General features: G+C 37.5%; 18 protein-coding genes. 11 read left to right on the top strand and 7 right to left on the bottom strand.

Annotation, left to right across the window (positions count from 1 at the left end; genetic code table 11):
* The coding region (locus tag KHA95_RS07795; RefSeq protein WP_213136900.1) for a transposase at nucleotides 1-318 on the top strand (318 nt) is incomplete at its 5' end.
* Between the two features lie 144 nt (nucleotides 319-462).
* Here KHA95_RS07795 and trpS read toward each other — a convergent pair.
* Nucleotides 463-1,452 carry a tryptophan--tRNA ligase gene (trpS, locus tag KHA95_RS07790; protein WP_213136899.1) on the bottom strand — a complete coding sequence of 330 codons (990 nt, stop codon included), beginning with the start codon at nucleotides 1,450-1,452 and terminating at the stop codon, nucleotides 463-465.
* 309 nt (nucleotides 1,453-1,761) lie between these two features.
* Between trpS and KHA95_RS07785 the strand changes: the two genes are divergently transcribed.
* Nucleotides 1,762-2,934 (top strand): putative glycoside hydrolase, encoded by a 1,173-nt coding sequence (locus KHA95_RS07785; RefSeq protein WP_213136949.1) that lies wholly within the window; start codon nucleotides 1,762-1,764, stop codon nucleotides 2,932-2,934.
* Nucleotides 2,935-3,023: 89 nt separating this feature from the next.
* On the opposite strand, the gene KHA95_RS07780 is transcribed toward KHA95_RS07785, so the two are convergent.
* Nucleotides 3,024-3,593, bottom strand: coding sequence for a V-type ATP synthase subunit I domain-containing protein (locus KHA95_RS07780; protein WP_213136898.1), 570 nt, complete (start codon nucleotides 3,591-3,593; stop codon nucleotides 3,024-3,026).
* 452 nt (nucleotides 3,594-4,045) lie between these two features.
* On the opposite strand from KHA95_RS07780, the gene spxA reads away from it, so the two are divergent.
* The 4 genes from spxA to pepF all read left to right on the top strand — a co-directional run bounded on the left by spxA (nucleotide 4,046) and on the right by pepF (nucleotide 8,647).
* Nucleotides 4,046-4,441 (top strand): transcriptional regulator SpxA, encoded by a 396-nt coding sequence (spxA, locus tag KHA95_RS07775; RefSeq protein WP_213136948.1) that lies wholly within the window; start codon nucleotides 4,046-4,048, stop codon nucleotides 4,439-4,441.
* A 296-nt stretch (nucleotides 4,442-4,737) separates the two neighbouring features.
* The gene (gene mecA, locus KHA95_RS07770; RefSeq protein WP_213136897.1) at nucleotides 4,738-5,400 is read left to right on the top strand and encodes an adaptor protein MecA; all 663 of its coding nucleotides are present in this window, start codon (nucleotides 4,738-4,740) and stop codon (nucleotides 5,398-5,400) included.
* 116 nt (nucleotides 5,401-5,516) lie between these two features.
* Entirely contained in the window at nucleotides 5,517-6,764 is a 1,248-nt protein-coding gene (locus tag KHA95_RS07765) for a competence protein CoiA (protein WP_213136896.1), read from the top strand.
* Nucleotides 6,765-6,826: 62 nt separating this feature from the next.
* The gene (pepF, locus tag KHA95_RS07760; protein ID WP_213136895.1) at nucleotides 6,827-8,647 is read left to right on the top strand and encodes an oligoendopeptidase F; all 1,821 of its coding nucleotides are present in this window, start codon (nucleotides 6,827-6,829) and stop codon (nucleotides 8,645-8,647) included.
* A gap of 741 nt (nucleotides 8,648-9,388) precedes the next feature.
* On the opposite strand, the gene KHA95_RS07755 is transcribed toward pepF, so the two are convergent.
* The 4 genes from KHA95_RS07755 to KHA95_RS07740 form a co-directional block, all read right to left on the bottom strand.
* The gene (locus KHA95_RS07755) at nucleotides 9,389-10,246 is read right to left on the bottom strand and encodes a ClpXP adapter SpxH family protein (RefSeq protein WP_213136894.1); all 858 of its coding nucleotides are present in this window, start codon (nucleotides 10,244-10,246) and stop codon (nucleotides 9,389-9,391) included.
* Entirely contained in the window at nucleotides 10,246-10,647 is a 402-nt protein-coding gene (locus KHA95_RS07750; RefSeq protein ID WP_213136893.1) for a globin domain-containing protein, read from the bottom strand. Before KHA95_RS07750 ends, KHA95_RS07755 begins: the two co-directional genes overlap by 1 nt.
* A gap of 147 nt (nucleotides 10,648-10,794) precedes the next feature.
* Nucleotides 10,795-11,424, bottom strand: coding sequence for a lytic transglycosylase domain-containing protein (locus tag KHA95_RS07745; RefSeq protein WP_213136892.1), 630 nt, complete (start codon nucleotides 11,422-11,424; stop codon nucleotides 10,795-10,797).
* A complete protein-coding gene (locus KHA95_RS07740; RefSeq protein ID WP_213136891.1) occupies nucleotides 11,421-12,020 on the bottom strand; it encodes a CYTH domain-containing protein in 600 nt (199 codons plus the stop codon). The genes KHA95_RS07745 and KHA95_RS07740 overlap by 4 nt, the downstream gene beginning before the upstream one ends.
* A 372-nt stretch (nucleotides 12,021-12,392) precedes the next feature.
* Between KHA95_RS07740 and yjbM the strand changes: the two genes are divergently transcribed.
* The 3 genes from yjbM to KHA95_RS07725 are packed head-to-tail and all read left to right on the top strand — an operon-like array spanning nucleotide 12,393 to nucleotide 14,748.
* A complete protein-coding gene (gene yjbM, locus KHA95_RS07735) occupies nucleotides 12,393-13,043 on the top strand; it encodes a GTP diphosphokinase (RefSeq protein ID WP_213136890.1) in 651 nt (216 codons plus the stop codon).
* A gap of 21 nt (nucleotides 13,044-13,064) precedes the next feature.
* On the top strand, nucleotides 13,065-13,865 hold the full coding sequence (locus tag KHA95_RS07730) for an NAD kinase (RefSeq protein ID WP_213136889.1): 801 nt from the start codon (nucleotides 13,065-13,067) through the stop codon (nucleotides 13,863-13,865).
* Entirely contained in the window at nucleotides 13,837-14,748 is a 912-nt protein-coding gene (locus KHA95_RS07725) for an RluA family pseudouridine synthase (RefSeq protein ID WP_249316630.1), read from the top strand. Before KHA95_RS07730 ends, KHA95_RS07725 begins: the two co-directional genes overlap by 29 nt.
* A 957-nt stretch (nucleotides 14,749-15,705) precedes the next feature.
* On the opposite strand, the gene prpE is transcribed toward KHA95_RS07725, so the two are convergent.
* On the bottom strand, nucleotides 15,706-16,443 hold the full coding sequence (gene prpE, locus KHA95_RS07720; protein ID WP_213136888.1) for a bis(5'-nucleosyl)-tetraphosphatase PrpE: 738 nt from the start codon (nucleotides 16,441-16,443) through the stop codon (nucleotides 15,706-15,708).
* Nucleotides 16,444-16,634: 191 nt separating this feature from the next.
* On the opposite strand from prpE, the gene mgtE reads away from it, so the two are divergent.
* Both mgtE and KHA95_RS07710 read left to right on the top strand, forming a co-directional pair.
* Nucleotides 16,635-17,963: a magnesium transporter gene (mgtE, locus tag KHA95_RS07715; protein WP_249316713.1), complete on the top strand. Its 1,329-nt coding sequence runs from the start codon at nucleotides 16,635-16,637 to the stop codon at nucleotides 17,961-17,963.
* A 12-nt stretch (nucleotides 17,964-17,975) separates the two neighbouring features.
* A complete protein-coding gene (locus KHA95_RS07710; RefSeq protein WP_213136886.1) occupies nucleotides 17,976-19,829 on the top strand; it encodes a monovalent cation:proton antiporter family protein in 1,854 nt (617 codons plus the stop codon).
* Nucleotides 19,830-19,903: the final 74 nt, after the last annotated feature.

Genomic DNA, 19,903 nt, shown 5'->3' with positions numbered 1-19,903 from the left:
TCTATTTGTGCCACGTGTCCGGTGCTTAGCCAATGCACGGAGAGTAAGAATCACCAAAAAATGATCCAACGTCATATCTGGCAAGATTACTTGGATGTAGCTGAGGACTTACGACACAATCATGAAATTAAAGAAATATACGGAAAGCGTAAAGAGACGATTGAACGTGTCTTTGCCGATGCCAAAGAAAAGCATGGCATGCGCTGGACAACCTTAAAAGGTATTAAAAAATTGTCCATGCAGGCGATGCTGACTTTTGCTGCCTTAAATCTTAAGAAGTTGGCCAGTTGGACATGGAAAACGCCAACCATCGCTTAATAAGAACCAAAATGGAAAGCTGAAATGAACTTTTTCACAGATTTAACCTGAATTAATAGGAAAAGGGTTGGAAATCAAAATGATTTCCAACCCTTTTGTCTACGCTCTGAAAGACGATTCTATAAATCGTCTTTTTCGCTTATTTTATCTTCTTTTTCTTCCTAAGCCCATTGCATTTTCCATCTTTTTCAACATTCTATTCGCTTTAGCAGAAGCTTTTTCAGCGCCAGCATCTAAGATGTCGTCAAGTTCTTTCGACTCAAGTAAGTTTTTGCAACGTTCTTGAATAGGAGTTAAGGCATCTACAACGACATCAGCCAGATCCGTTTTAAAATCTCCATATCCTTTTCCATCATATTGTGCTTCAAGCTCTGCGATGGAGCGGCCACTGAGGATCGAATAAATCGATAATAAATTCGAAATGCCGGCTTTATTTTCCCGATCAAACTTGACGATCCCTTCTGAATCGGTGACAGCACTTTTAATTTTTTTCTCAATTTGTTTAGGTTCATCAAGCAATGTAATAAATGAGCGCTGATTCGCATCAGATTTGCTCATCTTTTTCAATGGATCTTGTAAGGACATGATCCGAGCACCAATCTTTGGAATTCGCACCTCTGGAATCGTAAAAATATCGTTATAGCGATTATTAAATCGTTCCGCTAAATCACGAGTGAGCTCAAGATGCTGCTTTTGGTCTTCACCAACTGGAACGAGATCTGCACCATAAAGCAAAATATCTGCTGCCATTAACGGTGGATATGTTAATAGGCCTGCTGAAACTGCATCCTTACCTGTTGATTTGTCCTTAAATTGTGTCATTCTTTCTAATTCCCCAATATAAGCAACACATTGAAGCATCCAGCCAGCTTGGGCATGTGCAGGCACCTCTGATTGGATAAATAATGTAGCTTTCTCATGATCGAGTCCTGCTGCAATATACATTGCTGCAAGTGTTCGTATGTTTTTTCGCAGTTCTAGACGATCTTGGGGAACTGTTATCGCATGTTGATCTACAACGCAAAAATAACAATCATATTCATTTTGCAGTTCAACAAATTGCTTAATCGCTCCTATGTAATTTCCTAGTGTAATGACACCACTCGGCTGAATGCCGGAAAAAATTGTCTTCATTTAATGGAAAGCCCCCTTATGATACGTGTTCAAAAAGGAGAGTAAACCGGACTTTTTGAACAACCCTTAAAAGATAAAAAAATTCATCCCGGCTAACAAGGGACGAATGCATCATTAACCAAAACTATCTATTATTATAACCGCTGTCATCATGACAAAGCAAGCAAGGCTCTGTATAATTTAACGGAAAAGAATATCATAAACGTTTAATTCTTGTTACAATAGGTATTAACATAATGACGGTTTTTGACTGCAAAAGGGGAGAGATCATCAGTGAATTGGAAGAAATTATTCGTAACCGCTGGAATTATGGTAGCCATCATGTGGTTATTACCATTTAAAGCTGGCGCTGAAGAAGAAGGAAAACGAGTGACATTACATGCATCACGACAATTAGCTATTGAGGAAAAGCCATTGCCTGTACAATCGCCACGCTTTGTCTTTGATTCTGGCTTAACGTTCGAATATCCTGACGCCATTCGAGGAATATATGTAACTGGTCATTCTGCTGGTGGAAGCAAATTTAAAGAGCTTGTCGATTTAATTGAAACGAGTGACTTAAATGCGATGGTTATTGACGTGAAGGATGATTGGGGAGCGGTTACATTTCCCCTTGATGATGAGTCACCGTTTGCAGAAATCGGTCAAAACTATATTAAAGATCCGAGAGAAATGTTAGAAACGATGGAAGAAAAGCAAATTTATCCAATTGCTAGAATTGTAGTTTTTAAGGATTCGACTTTACCGAAGACACGTCCAGATTTATCTTTCGTAGATGGAGATAAAGTGTGGGTGAATGGTAGAGGTGAGTCATTTGTCAATCCATTTCTTAAAGAGGTTTGGGATTACAATGTCGATATTGCGATTGAAGCAGCGAAGCTCGGATTCCAAGAAATTCAATTCGATTATGTTCGTTTCCCGGAAGGATTTGAAAATAGGGATGAACAATTAAAGTATGGAAAAGGGGAATATGAAGGCACGGATGAAAATAATATTCAAAAGCGAGTGCATGCTGTCACCGATTTTGTTGCCTATGCACGTGAAAAGCTTGCTCCATATGGGGTAAAGGTATCCGTTGACATTTTTGGTTATGCTGCTACACTCCCAGAAGCACCGGGAATTGGACAAAACTTCTCTAAAATATCGGAAAATGTTGATGTGATTTCTTCGATGATTTATCCGAGCCATTGGACATCTTATTTTGGTATTGCAAAGCCGGATTTAGAACCCTATCGACTCGTTAAAGAATATGCGAAGGTTGAGAATGCGAAGCTTGGAGAATTAGAAAGCCGTCCGATTTCAAGACCGTGGCTTCAAGACTTTACAGCATCTTACTTAGGAAGTGGAAATTACAAAGTGTATGGAAAAGAGGAAGTAGAAGCACAAATTAAGGCGTTATACGACGAAGGTATTGAAGAATATCTTTTATGGAATGCGGGAAATAAATACTCGCCAAATGTTGATTACACTCCTGGGAAATAAACGAGCATTAGATAAATGGTTGCATAAATCACTGGTATGGCTTCCAAGAAATCAGTTTCTTTGACTCTTGGAAGCCTTTTTTCAGTTGTTTATAATCTAACACTAAAACCTTCCTCTTCCTTTTTCCTTTTGGGAACCGTTTCTTTCATATACATACCAACAACAATTAAAGCGTAAGCAAAAGCAGCCTCTATTGAAACGGTGATTGCCGGGAATAAATGCTGCACTACACTTGGAAAAACGAGTATAATCATAGCTGAACAAGTAAGCAAAACGAGTGCTTCATATACCCATATATTAAGTTTTATTAAAGAATAGATCACTTTACTAACAGTAAAAATGACGAAGTAAAAAACTCCGAATGAAATAGTAAGGATGAGTATTGGATCAGGGTCAAGCAGAATATGGACCGGCTCCCCGTCATAAGTTAAAAACTTTCCATTTCCATAAAGGCTTATAGCTATTGTGACTGCAAACCCAAAAAAGCTAAACATAAAGATTAATAAGAAGATCTTTACGATTGAAAATAATACAACGAAGCTTTTTAACAAAAAACGAAATATATATCTTATCGGTGGGATCTTATAGGCAAGATAAGCGATAAGCAAAAACACAACAGTGCAAATAATGATAAAAAGGGAGTCAAGCAATTCGTTCATTTATCTCCTCACCTCTCACGAATAAAAAGTGGATTTTTTCTCATTTGCTAACTCATTACGATTAAAGAGGACATTTGTTTCACTCCTTTGAAAAATTTGTACATATTATATGGAGAAGACTTTTTCTTTTTTTTTGAATGAAATCGCTAAAATAGGACAAATTATTATAAAATGATTAATGGAGGTTTAAAAGATGTTAAGAAGTGGTAAAAAAAATATATATCAACTATAACAGGTTGAAAATAAAATAGGAACAGTTTGTGAAAATCCGAAAAAAACCTATTCATTCTGCCTTATGTAGTGTATAATACATAATATAGATTGTTTCATTATATTTGTTTTAAATAAGCCCTTTAAGGGAATAATGGATGCGATTTACTGTTGGTGATTTCAATGAAAATTAAAACAATCAACTAATCAATCTAAATAAATTGAGGAGTGTGGATATCATTATGGTAACATTGTACACTTCACCTAGTTGCACGTCATGTAGAAAAGCAAGAACCTGGCTTGAAGAGCAGGAAATTCCATATGAAGAAAGAAATATTTTTTCGGAACCGTTAAGTTTGGAAGAAATCAAAGATATTTTGCGAATGACTGAAGATGGAACGGATGAGATCATTTCCACTCGATCTAAAATTTTCCAAAAATTAAATATTGATTTAGAATCTCTTCCTCTTCAACAGCTATTTAATTTAATACAAAAAAATCCAGGTTTGCTTAGAAGACCGATTATTATGGATGAAAAGCGTCTTCAAGTCGGCTACAACGAAGATGAGATTAGACGTTTTCTGCCTCGTAAAGTAAGAACGTATCAGCTTCGCGAAGCACAAAAAATGGTGAATTAATGGATAAAGCCTTCATACTTGATGAAATGTATGAAGGTTTTTTAAATAATCGTAAATAACCTTGAGGAATTGTGAGAAGATTCTCTTGATTTTCCTATAAAGATTAGATAAAATAATCAAAAGTTGGATCTTGATATAGGCAAAAGAGGAATTATGAAAATGGGAATATGTTTTGTTTCCATTTTGGAGATGCTTATCATAAAATAAAAGTACAAGGTGGATTTTCATAATATTACACTTACTTTGTACGGGATGATGATCCCTTCACCACCCAATATAGAAGGGAGAGTTGCGATATGGAAATCGAAAGAATTAACGAAAATACTGTTAAGTTTTATATCTCTTATATAGATATAGAGGAAAGAGGCTTTGACCGGGAAGAGATATGGTATAACCGGGAAAGAGGCGAGGAGCTATTTTGGGAAATGATGGAAGAGGTTCACAATGAAGATGACTTCGACCATGAAGGTCCATTATGGATTCAAATTCAAGCCCTTGATAAAGGACTAGAAGTACTCGTTACGAAAGCACAGCTTTCCAAAGATGGAAATAAGTTAGAACTGCCAATTCCTGAAGAAAAATATAAGGATCTGCCGATCGATGATAAGATGGAAGAGTTTCTTGAGCAGCAATTTCAAATTAGACATCATTATGATCGCAGTGCAGACGATATAGAAGAAATTGTTCTCGCTTTTAAAGACTTTGAAGATCTTATAACACTTGCTGCAAGGGAAAAATTAGAAGGTGTTGAAACGAAGCTGTACGTATACGAAGAGACGTATTTCCTATATGTTAAATTTCCAGAAGACGTGTTTGATGGAGATTACATTGCGGACGTATTAAGCCTTTTACTTGAATATGGATTTGAAAGTGGCTATACGATCCATCGTCTTGATGAATATGGAAAGAAATTAATAAATGAAGATGTTTTGGCCACATTGGCACAGCATTTTAATTAACTAACCCGAATTCAATTTGAAGGCGGGTTTTTTTCTGTTTAAGAAGGATTTTATATAACGGATGTGTAATGTTTAGGCTAGAAGCAATATTTTTAATAAAAAAAGGAGTGGATTGATTGTTAACTGCTATAAATGAAAAAGGGAAGTTCGTGTCGCTTGTACGTAAGCTATCTGAGGCAGAGCTTCAAGACTGGCGGTGCAACCATACATTTTATTGTCCCGAGTGTAAGGAGCAACTGACCATTAAAGCCGGTACCGTCAGAATAATGCATTTTTCGCATAAAAGAAACACAAACTGTGTTTCAATGTTTGAAGGTGAAAGTGAACTTCATTTGGAGGGAAAACAAGATTTATATCAATTCTTTCACACTCAAGGGATCGAAGTCTATTTGGAATATTATTTAACAAATCGAAAGCAGCGCCCGGATTTATACGTTAAGCATGAAGGGAGACGTTTCGCCATCGAGTACCAATGCTCTTCGATACCGAGTGAACAATTAGCGAGGCGATCATTGGGGTATGAAAATGAAAGGATTACTCCACTATGGATTTACGGAGGGGTGCCATATCAAAAGCAATTGAACAGTCATACATTTCAGTTATCCGAATTTCATTTTGCGCTTGCCAAGCAGCGTGCCCAAAAAAATTTAAGTATTTTGAGCTACTCCCCTAAAACGAAAAGGATTTATCTACTTCATGGGATTATTCCTCTCACAACGAGAAAAGTGCATGCTACTTTATATTCTCACCGACTTTTCACTTCAACTATTCCGCAGCAAATATCGATTATTCCAAGAAAGCTAAATCCAATTAAATGGAAACAAGAGAAAAATAAATGGCTTTCAGCAAAGGTCCGTTCTAGCAATCTTGCGCGAGAATCATTTATTAAATCTGTGTACACAGCTAATGACAATCCGTATATGCTGCCAATCATATGTGGACTCCCATGTTACATGATGGAATGCTTTCATTCTCATCCTTTGGAATGGCAATATTATATTTATCAAGATTGTCTTAAAAACTTAATAATAGGACAGAAAATATCATTAAAATATGTGTTTCAAAAAATGAAAATGAGAATAAGGAATGGCTTTTTATTCGTTCGCACATTTCCGTTGCAACAGTATAACAGTTGGGAGGAGGCAGTAATACAGTATTTTTTACAGCTAGTAAAGCTCGAATATTTTTCGCGAATTGGCGAAGACTTATTTCAAAAGCTGAAACATATTCAAACCGCCTCGTCATATGAGGAAGCGATAAAACAAGAATATGCTTTTTATGAGCAATGGCAAATGCCTTTTCAACCAGAGCGTATAGTAAACGAGTGTATTTTCTTTTCAAAGCAGGAATTATTGTTAAAATGAAGAATATGTTCTAATGGTGTATTTATATTAAAGAACGTGTCATTTACGAATGGAGGATGATTATGACAAACAAAGCAACAGTAAAAACGCTTCCGAATCGCTCTGAAATAAGTGAGGAATTGACATGGAGGCTGGAAGATATTTTTGCATCGGACGAGCTTTGGGAAAAGGAATATGAGGAAATTAAAGCAAGCTTAGCTCATACGAGCGAATTAAAAGGGCAATTAAGTAAAAGTCCGGAAAAAATGTTAGAAGTGCTCCAATACCAAGCGGGTGTTTCTGAAAAAATGGGCAAGCTTTATACATATGCGCATATGCGTTATGACGAAGATACAGGCAATTCATTTTATCAAGGATTTAATGCGCGTGCAGAAAGTTTATATGCCCAAGTAGCGAGTGCCTTTTCATTTGTCGTACCTGAAATTTTAGCAATGGATGAAAAGAAAATTTCTGATTATGTCGAGAAAAATGGTGGGCTTCAATTGTATCAACAAGCATTAGCTGAGATTAACTTACAACGTGGTCACATCTTATCAGCAGAAGAAGAAGCATTGCTTGCTGAAGCTTCCGACGTATTAGGTTCATCGAGTACAACATTTGGAATGTTAAATAATGCTGATATGGAATTCCCAGTAATCAATGATGAAAATGGTGAAAGTGTACAAATATCTCATGGTAATTTCATTCGCTTTTTAGAAAGTCAAGATCGCCGAGTTCGGGAAGAAGCATTTAAAAAAGTTTATGAAACATATGGAAAGTTTACGAACACGTTCGCTAGCACATTAAGTGGCGCTGTTAAAAAGGATAATTTTTATGCAAAGATAAGGAATTATGAATCAGCACGCCAAGCGGCATTGGCGGCGAATAATATTCCAGAAGATGTGTATGACAATCTCGTAAAAACCGTTAATAAGAACTTGCATTTATTACATCGCTACATCAAGCTTCGTAAGAAGGTACTTGGAGTCGATGAGCTGCATATGTACGACTTATATACCCCGCTCGTAAAAGATGTGAAAATGGAAATCGCTTATTCTGAGGCGAAAGATATAATACTGAAAGGTCTTGCTCCACTAGGGGAGGACTATATTCAGACACTAACGGAAGGATTTGAAAATCGCTGGGTGGATGTTGTAGAAAATAAAGGGAAGCGCAGTGGAGCTTATTCTTCAGGAGCATATGGAACAAATCCTTATATATTAATGAATTGGCAAGATAATGTGAATAATCTATTTACACTTGCCCATGAGTTTGGACATAGCGTCCATAGTTATTATACGAGAAAAACTCAAGCCTATCCGTATGGAGACTATTCCATTTTTGTTGCAGAGGTTGCTTCAACATGCAATGAGGCGTTATTAGGTGATTATATGCTGCAACAAACCGACGATAAACAGGAGCAGCTATATTTAATTAATAATTATTTAGAAGGTTTTAGGGGAACTGTATTCAGACAAACGATGTTCGCAGAATTTGAGCATTTAATTCATGAAAAGGCTCAAAATGGCGAAGCGTTAACTGCGGAATTGCTTACGAAAGAATATTATGCATTAAACAAAAAATATTATGGTGAAGAGGATATTCATGTTGATGAGGAAATTGGACTAGAATGGTCAAGAATTCCCCATTTTTACTATAATTATTATGTGTATCAATATGCGACAGGCTTTAGCGCAGCGGCTGCTTTATCCAAGCAGATCTTAGAAGAAGGGCAACCAGCAGTCAATCGATATATCGACTTCCTAAAAGCGGGTAGCTCCGATTATCCGATTGAAGTATTGAAAAAAGCTGGCGTTGATATGACAACAGCAGATCCAATTGAAGCTGCGTGTAAAGTGTTTGAAGAAAAGCTAAATGAAATGGAAGAACTGCTTGCGAAGTAACTTTAAAAAACGAATGATCCCGAGGGACTTACCTGCTAGCATCTCTCGCTGGGGTCTTCATGTTTACTTTCGGGTCTAATTAGCAGTCGAATCATTCAATCAAATTAAATTAGCTTATAGAAATATCTCGCTGGTTCATAGGGTTGAGAATTAATTAAGCGGACTAATTCGCATAGCGATTGGTCCGCTTGTTTATTGTTATGGACTGAACAAAGATTATGTTGGATAAGATATTTATTATTTAAGACACAGGTTCCGTGAAGCATATTCAACGTTTTACGGGGAAAGGTGACCTCGGGCACGGCGTGTGTCACCGGCTTCGTTACCAACATCCTGTAAAGCTCACGGACCTATCTTTAGAGTACGCACTTCCACAAAATTCAATAAGAGGTTATTTCTCACTAGCAAGGTTTTTAATGAAATCCACGAAATCTTTTCCTCCGGTTTAAATATGTAAAAAAAATAAGAAGGGATAGGAATAAAAGTGGTGAGGAAAAATAAATGGGAATTAAATTCATTAGTCCAAGGATGTTTAAGAAAAAGGAAATAAAGATTCCCCCTCCTAATAAAAAAGCAAGCAATTTATGCAAAGTGATCTCTCCCTTATTCGTCTTCTACATACGTATATGTTGGCAATACGGTTAATATGTAAAAAGGGAATCGCCTATAACCATGGTTAAAATATAAAAATAAACACACACTCCAATGAAATGGAATGTGTGTGTGATAAATGCCTGTTTTTTAGCTAGGATCGTACTGCCAGAAGTTTCCGCTCTGTGCTGGAATTTTTTTTGCTTTCTGCTGCAGCTGAAGTTTTTTCATTTGCCGTTCTATATGCTTTACTGGTTTATCGTAGATGAGAGCAAGGTCATTTGTTTCGTTAATCGGATTTTCTTTTAAAAACATTTCCAAAGGTGGAATTTCTGCCGGTTTTGGATATTCTTCAAGAATTTCCGTTAAAATTTGAACATAAATGCTATAAGAATAAATGCCAGTTATTTTTAAACCTTCATCCTCAATGTTTTCATTGAAAAAAACCATCGCTGGCATTTCGGTAACTTCCATTTCGGCTGAAATTTTTAGATCACATTGGAAAGCTCTCGCAGCACTCGTTGAATAAATATCTTTTGTAAATTCTTCTAAGTCTAACCCTACATATTTAGCACATTGCCGCAAAATATTAATGTCCGTAATATTTGCGTTTTCAATAAAAAATAATTCCTGAAGCCGTTGAATAAATCGAATCCCCGCATTTTTTCCTTGAAGTTCCGCGGCTTTTATGCTGATTGCGGCCAAATGGGGGGTGAATGCATCCTCATCCGTAAATGAAAATTGCAGTGAAATACCTTTCCATTCTTGGCATTTTTTATTTTGCAAAAAGTGCGGAATATCAGGCTTGCTTTTGCAATTTAATGCAGAAAGTTGTCCGCATAAAACGTACTTTATTGTAAAATAATCCCCATATTCAAGCTGGAGCTTTTTTAATAAAGGTGAAAGTGACCAGCAATCTGAACAAAAAGGGTCGATAAAAAAGTAAATCTCCAGTGGCTTACTATTTATTTTATATGAATTTTCTATATTTGCTGACCATTCATTCATCAATTTGACTCACCTTGTGCATTATCAAATGTATTTACCATATGTCTGGCAGTTAAAGCAAGTCGCGCAAAGAATTGTTCCCTAATGATCCCATCAAGCTTTATTTCATCCATCGCCTCACTCATGCATGAGAGCCACGCTTTTGCACGTTCGGGTGTAATCTCATGGGGTAAGTGACGAGCTCTCATCATCGGATGTCCGTGTTCTTCTGTATAAAGTGGCGGACCACCTAAATATTGGGTTAAAAATTGCTTTTGCTTTCGAGCGACTTCTGATAAATCTTTAGGGAAAATGGGTATTAAATCAGGATGACTTCCGACCCGTGCATAAAATGCATCAACGAGTGCGGAAAGTTTTTCTGCCCCAATTGCGTCATACGGCGTAGCACGTTTCTCAACCATATGAATCGCTCCTTTAACAAAATTAGTAAATTCATTGTAGCAAGCGAAAACGGATAACTCAAACAAATTGACCTAAATATGAAATTGTAGAAATTTGTTTATGGGAAAATAGGGCTATTTAAAAGAAAAAAGCCCTGTTCGAAAGGGCTAACTGTAATAGGTCGTGGAAACTTTCCTTACATATGCTTGTGTCTCTTTGAAAGGAGGGATCCCGCCATATTTATCGACGTTTCCAGGTCCTGCATTATACGCAGCTAAAGCAAGCTGAACATTTCCGTTATATTTATTTAACATCTGCCGTAAATATTTACTTCCAGCCATAATATTATCCTCAGGGTCAAAAATATTACTAACACCCAAGCTCTGCGCTGTGGCAGGCATGAGTTGCATTAAACCAGAAGCACCTGCATGACTTACTGCGTTTGGGTTAAAGTTTGACTCATGTTTAATGACTGAGGTAATGAGTTTTTCAGGCAAATCATATTTTTCAGCTGCTTTGCGAACAATATCGACGATTGGCAATGAAGATTTTGCTTCAACATCAGTCATCGTGCTTTCGAGCTGAGCCGCTTGGGAAATGTATGAATCAGCGAATGATTGGATCGCTCCAAGCGAATTCATATCAAGCAATTGCTTTGTTGAGTCAATTGGCAATTCAGTTAAAGTTTGTTGAAGCAATTGTGCAAACAAGTCAGATTGTTGATTTTCTTTACTAGGTGAGAAGCCTTGAATAGCCTGAATATCAAGTAACTTTTTTAATTGTCCTATCGAATTCATTGCAATCCGTCCTTTTGATTTTGTTTCATTTTCATCTGATAAAATCGTTTTACTTTATTTTCGGCTTTTTGAATAGGTATGTTTAACTTTACGAGTAAATCGTTGAAATCCTTTTGACCTTCATCTGCGTCGATGACCTCATATTCAATTTCAAAATCTTCATGTCCAAGGTAATAACTATGGTCAAACACGAGCAGCCCATCTTCGTAAGAGATTTCCGCCCGCTTCGTCGTTAGTGAACCGAAATGGCGAAGCTGATTTATGTCAATTCTCATCTGTTCAAGTTCATCTTTTATTTCTCCAAGTGGAAAGTGCAGACGTTTTTTCATAGCATTCATTTCCTCAATCTGTAACGATTGATTGATTTCAAGAAGACCGATCGTCCGTGGTTTTTTTAATGTTAGTTCATACCTGTCTTCCACTTCCCTTATGCGCAACGCAACAGCTTGTTGTTTTAAAGAAAAGTTCTCTGTATCAAAATAATGATTGATTTGTGTGAAAAAATCCGTATCCTTTATATGGAAATAGTGTAAACAGCGCTGAAAATCGTCCTTCGAAACACTATTTTTAAATTCAATTTCAATCTGTCTAGTCAAGTAAATCTGTCCCCCTCAACATGCTATCTATATTATTACCTGTCAATGATGAGAGTGCAAGCTGGAAAAAATTAAGTTTATCGATTTTCCGGTGAAATTTATCCTTTTTATAAAGGGCCTTTAGCGCGTGAATGATACGTTCTCGTTTTTCGCTTCGGGTAAATGTTGAATACAGACTTCCAAAAACTCAATTTTCCATCAGAATTTTTGAATGATTGTTTTTATATAAAGATCAAGCTTTAGTTTTTCAATTAAAGATAAAAAAACAGTCGATTTCAGGAGAATAAACTGGATGAACGAATTCATTATGCTAAAATGAAGGTGATTATGAAATCGTATCCTCAGTAAACAGAGTAAGAGGTGACCGGACAAGTGAATAACTGGGATCAATTTTTAACACCATACAGACAAGCAATTGATGAATTAAAAGTGAAGTTAAAAGGCATGAGGGGTCAATTTGAACAAGAGCATGTTCACTCACCAATTGAATTCGTTACTGGACGAGTGAAGCCAGTCGCAAGCATTCTTGATAAAGCACGGCTAAAAAATATTTCACTAGAAAATCTTGCGACGGAAATGCAAGATATCGCAGGCCTACGAATGATGTGCCAATTTGTTGATGATATTGAAACGGTCATCAATTTATTACGAAAAAGAAATGACTTTCGAGTTGTAGAAGAAAGAAATTATATATTTCATAAAAAACCGAGTGGTTATCGTTCCTATCATGTTGTCATAGAGTATCCAGTTCAAACGATACATGGCGAGAAAAAAATTCTTGCTGAAATTCAAATTCGTACGCTGGCAATGAATTTTTGGGCGACAATCGAGCATTCATTGAATTACAAATATAAAGGCCAATTTCCAGAAGAAATTAATAAAAGACTTCAAGGAGCGGCAGAGGCGGCATTTCGTCTCGATGAAGAAATGTCACAAATTAAGGAAGAGATTCAGGAAGCGCAAGCTTATTTTTCTAAAAATAAGGAAGCAGTTAAGAAAATGGAGAAGAAAAAGGATTTTTAGTAGCATGAAAGGGTGAGAAGGTTGAGGTTTGCAATAACGTCAAAAGGCGATGCGACATCCAATGCGCTTATGCAAAAAATGAGAACTTATTTGCAAGATTTTGAACTTGTTTACGATGAAAATCGGCCCGACATCGTCATTTCAGTTGGGGGAGATGGTACGCTGCTATATGCGTTCCACCGGTATAGCTCTAGATTAGATAAAACTGCCTTCGTCGGCGTACATACAGGACATTTAGGATTTTATGCAGATTGGCTGCCAAATGAAATTGAAAAACTTGTGATTGCGATTGCTAAAACCCCTTATCAGGTAATTGAATATCCGTTGCTTGAAGTAATGATCCGATATAGACATGGGGGAAAAGAGACGAGATATTTAGGTCTAAACGAATCGACGGTGAAAAGCCTTGTTGGGACACTCGTAATGGATGTTGAAATACGTGGCGATCATTTTGAACGTTTCCGTGGGGATGGACTATGTGTTTCCACACCGTCGGGCAGTACAGCGTACAATAAAGCGTTAGGTGGAGCGATTATTCACCCGGCGCTTCATTCGATTCAGCTCGCTGAAATGGCTTCGATTAATAATCGTGTATTCAGAACCGTTGGATCGCCGCTTATATTGCCTGACCATCACACACTCGTTTTAAAACCAGTGAAAACATTTGACTTTCATGTAACGATCGATCATTTAACCGTTATGCACCGTGATGTGAAGTCGATCCAATTTCGCGTAGCAGAGGAAAAGGTTCGCTTTGCGAGATTCCGTCCATTCCCATTCTGGAAACGAGTGCATGATTCATTTATTTCCGATGAAGGATAAGCGCTATTCACTAAAATGGACAATCGATCGGAATAAAGCCGGACTGTCCATAAAACAGTTTCTAGCTGATGAAGGGATTTCCCAAAGAGCGTTAACGGACATTAAATTTGCTGGTGGGAAAATAACTGTAAATGGAATGGAACAAAATGTTCGCTATTTGCTGAATGAAGATGAAATACTTGAAGTGATGTTTCCACTTGAGCAGACGAACGAAAGCTTACGCGCTGAAGACCTTCCATTGGAGATTATGTATGAAGATCGTGACCTATTAGTCATTAATAAACAAGCTGGGATGAGTACGATTCCATCAAGAGAGCATCCGAATGGAAATCTCGCGAATGCGCTTGTATATTACTATAAGCAAAATCAAATTTACGCCGCTGTTCATATCGTCACAAGATTGGACCGTGATACATCTGGTCTCGTTCTCATTGCGAAACATCGGCATGCCCATCATTTGCTCAGTATCATGCAACAACAATTTCGCATCGATCGCTCATATGAGGCGTTTGTTACGGGAAAATGGCGAGAAAAGTACGGTACGATTGATGTGCCGATCGGCAGAAAGTGTGACAGCATCATTGAGCGTGAGGTTCGCATTGATGGAAAAAGGGCTGTGACTCATTATTCCCTTTTGCAGCAATATAACGATTTTTCACATATAAAACTAAATCTAGAAACAGGAAGAACACACCAAATTCGCGTACATATGGCTTATAAAAACCATCCATTAATAGGAGACGATCTTTATGGAGGGGATACAACCCTTATGCAAAGGCAAGCATTGCATTGTCGGGAATTAAGCTTTGAGCATCCGATCATAAAAACAAAACTAACATTTATAGCACCACTTTCGGAAGATATGCAGTTATTACTTAATTAAAAAATCGACCTCATATGGTCGATTTTTTAAATGTATGTCTTAGTCAGTGATATTGTACTAGGAGTGCGGCTAGATTAAAGAATAAATCAATGGCACTTACCTTTCTCTTAGGGGGAAAATTTCAAGCTTATTACTGTTAGCCCGTTTCTTGCTTATAAAAAGCAAGCTTTGACGAAGAGATCTTTTCTAATTGTCCATTTCTTGTTCAAAATAGTAAACACTGTCCATGAGATGTGTCCTAATGGACAGCTTCACGTATAAAATTGAAAAACTTGTCCAATAGTCCACGTCTAATCGCCCGTTACCTAAATAAAATCGAGAAACTTGTCCGATAGGTCACGTCTAATCGCCCGTTACCTATATAAGATCGAGAAACTTGTCCAATAGGCCACGTCTAATCACCCGTTACCTAAATAAAATCGAGAAACTTGTCTAATAAGCCGCGTCTAATCGCCCGTTACCTAAATAAAATCGAGAAACTTGTCCAATAGACCTTGTCTAATCACCCGTTACCTAAATAAAATCGAGAAACTTGTCCAATAGACCTTGTCTAATCACCCGTTACCTAAATAAAATCGAGAAACTTGTCCAATAGTCCGCGTCTAATCGCCCGTTACCTATATAAGATCGAGAAACTTGTCCAATAGGCCTTGTCTAATCGCCCGTTACCTAAATAAAATCGAGAAACTTGTCTAATAGGCCTTGTCTAATCGCCCGTCCCCTAAAAAAAATCGAGAAACTTGTCCAATAGCCCGCGTCTAATCGCCCGTTACCTATATAAGATCGAGAAACTTGTCCAATAGGCAGTTTCCCAACATCTGGCTTCCATATAAAATCTCGAACAATATCCTCTAACAGCCCAATGCTCATTCAAAATAATTCCCATATATTCGATGAACAATAGGCCTACTTCCTTACGACCATGCTAATTTCAATTAAGGAAAGAACTTAAGTTTATTATTGATCGAACACTCTAAACTTTTCCTCTATATATGGCATTGAAGATTGAACGGAGACCGTTTCCAATTCCGGGTATTTAAATGCCGTTAATTCGCCGCCAAAAACTGCCCCTGTATCAATATTTATTGTATTTCCAATTCGGCGTGGTTCATGTACAGGTGTATGACCATAAACAATAAGGGAATCACCCGTATATTTTTGTGCCCAATCAAGGCGGATCGGCATACCATTTTCGGCAAACTCGCCTGTAATGTCACCGTATAAAACAAAGGTTTTCACGCTTTTATCGAACCGCCCGATATAATCCGCACGAATCCCAGCATGGGCAATGATCAATTGATCTAGATCGAGTCGCGCATACAAAGGTACCCCTTCATAAAGCTCAATAAATATACGCTTATAATAATTGACTTTTTTTCCGGATAAAGCGTTAAGCTCGGCAACCGTTGTTTCAAGACCGTGAGCTATTCGCACGTTTCTGCCGAGAAAATACCGGTATAGTTTATTACAATGGTTACCGGGAACATAATAGCTACGACCCTTTTTCCAAAGTTTCCAAACGATCTCGATCATTTCTAATGAATTTGGTCCGCGGTCCGTTATATCGCCAACAAAACCGAGCACTCGATCATCTCTTAAAGGAATCCCGCTATCCCACGAATAACCTAATTTAATTGTTAACTGTTTAAATTCTGGCAAACAGCCATGAACATCGCCAATGATATCGATTTTCATTTAATAAAACCTGCTTTCCACGATAACTGCTATTTCAATTGTAACCCGAATTCATTAAAATTATTGGGACAAAAATTCAGCTAAGTAAAGACAAACGAGAATAGATTTGATAGGATGATGAAGACGAATGGAAGGAGGGGCTACTGATGGAAACTAGCGCCGAAGAAATAGAACAATTTACTGATGAAGAAATGATAGAATTTATACTTAATGACGATTTGCACTCGTTCCGAAAAGCATTTTTAAAGCTCCATCCATACGATCAGGCCCAATTCTTTTTTAAACTGGAGCCGGAAAATCGGATAAAAATTTATCATTATTTATCGCCTGCGGAGCTTGCTGAATTTCTTGAAGTAATTAATATTGAAGAATTCAATTTTAAAGATACGTTGGCCGAAATGGAGCCGAGATATGCGGCTGATACACTTGCCAGTATGTTTACGGATAACGCAGTCGATGTTCTTAATACGTTAGAAAAAGATCAAGCGGCAAGTTATTTAACGATCATGGATAAAGAAGCCGCACACGAAATTAAAGGGCTATTGCATTATGAGGAGTATACAGCGGGAAGTATTATGACGACGGAGTTTGTGGCCATTTCAGCAAATCAAACTGTCCGATCAGCGATGTATATTTTAAAAAATGAAGCACCAAAGGCAGAGACGATTTATTATGTGTATGTTGTCGATGATGAGAGCCGACTCGTTGGCGTCATTTCGCTAAGAGACTTAATTATAACCAATGATGATACGATGATTTCTGATATTATGTATGATCGGATCGTTTCCATATCTGTTGGGGCCGATCAGGAGGAAGCAGCTCGGCAAATGCGGGATTATGATTTACTAGCGTTACCGGTTGTCGATTTTCAAAATCATTTGCTCGGAATTATTACCGTTGATGATATTATCGATGTTATCGATGAAGAAGCATCTGATGATTATTCCAAATTAGCCGGTGTTTCCGACATGGATACGATGGATCGAAATCCTTTTACGGCGGCAAAAAAGCGACTTCCATGGTTAGTGATCTTGCTTTTTCTCGGAATGTTCACTGCCAGTTTAATTGGCAGATTCGAAGCAACATTGGAACAAGTGTCGATATTAGCTGTGTTTATTCCACTCATAGCTGGGATGGCGGGGAATACGGGAACACAATCATTAGCGGTTGCTGTCCGTGGAATTGCAACAGGCGAGTTGGAGGAAGCGAGTAAATTAAAATTAATTATTCGTGAAGCTGGAACAGGGCTAATTACCGGAACGATTTGTGGTCTATTAGTTTGGGTCATTGTTTACATATGGAAAGGTGAGTTTTTTCTCGGCTTTTTAGTCGGGGTCTCAATTTTAGCCTCGCTATTCGTTGCGACGATGGCAGGCTCACTCGTACCTTTAGTTATGCATAAATTAAAAATTGATCCAGCTGTAGCTTCGGGTCCATTTATTACGACAATGAATGACATCACTTCAATCTTGATTTATTTTGGTCTTGCGACAATGTTTATGAGTTATCTCGTGCATTAAGGGGAGGAAGTTATGGAATCTGATTCTTCGTTATTATCCCTAGTCATCGTACTATTAGCGGCGTTTCTTACACCGCTCATTCTTCACCGCTTTCGCCTTGCGTTTTTACCCGTCGTTATAGCGGAAATTATTATGGGGCTTATTATTGGGAAAAGCGGATTGAATATTATTGAGCCAGGTATGTGGTTAAATACACTGTCTACGCTTGGATTCATTTTTCTTATGTTTTTAAGCGGTGTGGAAATTGATTTTTCCGCATTTAGAGGGTCAAAAAAGAAAAGCTTAATGCCGAACGGAAAAAATGAACCAAATCGTTTAGCCGTTTCGACAATTATTTTTATAGGCATATTTGCATTATCTATCTTGCTTTCATTTATTTTTGTAAAAATGGGTCTTATTGATAATGTATTTTTAATGACGCTGATCATATCAACGATTTCTTTAGGCGTCGTTGTACCAACACTTAAAGAAGCAAATATTATGAAGACGTCCATCGGGCAAATTATTTTGCTTATCGCAGTCATTGCTGATCTCGTTACGATGATTTTACTTGCTGTGTTCGTCTCGGTTTCTAGCGAAGATGGAGGTAATTCATGGTTGTTACTCGTTCTATTTGTTGCCGGTGTGTTGCTTTATTTTATAGCGAGGCGTTTCAAAGGTGGCTCGTTTTTTGAAAAGCTTTCGACTGGAACGGTGCAAATAGGAACAAGAGCAATTTTTACGCTTATTATTGTGCTTGTTGTTTTATCAGAATCGGTTGGTGCGGAAAATATTTTAGGAGCATTTTTAGCTGGAACGCTCGTTTCATTATTAAAACCAAATCAAGAGATGGTTCGACAACTAGATTCATTCGGATACGGATTTCTTATTCCGATTTTCTTCGTTATGGTTGGTGTTGATCTTGATTTATGGTCGCTTCTGAGCGATAAAAAGCTATTACTATTAATCCCGCTCTTATTACTAGCGCTCCTATTATCAAAAGCACTGCCAATGGTTTTCTTAAAGCGTTGGTTTGATACGAAAACGGTCATCGCTTCTGCATTTTTGCTTACATCGACATTATCATTAGTCATTGCCGCTGCAAAAATTGCTGAGCGAATCGGGGTCATTACTCCTGAAATGAGTGGTACTTTTATTCTCGTCGCAGTCATTTCTTGTATCATTACACCGATTCTCTTTAAAAAATGGTTTCCAAAAGAGAATGTGTATGAACAAAAGCAAAGGGTGGCGTTTATTGGGGCAAATCAACTAACACTGCTCGTTTCAAAAGAATTAAACCCGAGTGCCTTTGAATCAAAAATCTATCATAAGAAGCTAGAGAAGGCTGATTCCCAAATTGTAGATTCTGCATTTGAAATTATTGAACTTGAGGGGTACCAAGAGTCAGCATTGATTGAGGCAAATGTATTTGATACAGATATATTATTTTTATCAACGGGTGACGAAAACGAAAACGTCAAGCTTGCGATTGAAGGGAAAAACCGTGGTGTGGAAAGGGTTATTGCCCGAATTGAAAGTGCCAAATTAGCGGAAAGTGTGAAAGAGCATGGAGTGGAAGTCTTTTCAACGATATTATCTACGACGTCATTGATGACAGCGCTCATAGAATCACCAGCGATTGCCGATATTATGACGAACCAAGAAACGGCTTTATATGAGATCCATATGTTAAACGTCTATTATCATCATATGACATTGCGAGAATTTCCGTTTACGGGTGATATTATTTTTGTTCGAATTTTCCGGGGAACGGACTCAATCGTTCCTCATGGGGACACAGAGCTGCAAATGGATGATCGTTTAATTGTAACTGGAACAAAAGAATATGTAGATGAATTAACCGCGGAGTTAGAAAGATGGTATTAAAGAGAAATTTTCAACTCTCTACACTTTACAATATTGCATGATCTCGTTATGATTAAGACTAGGTACTAATAACA

Source organism: Bacillus sp. FJAT-50079, assembly GCF_018343515.1.
GTDB lineage: Bacteria > Bacillota > Bacilli > Bacillales > Bacillaceae_C > Lederbergia.
This window is presented reverse-complemented; position numbering and strand designations above follow the sequence as displayed.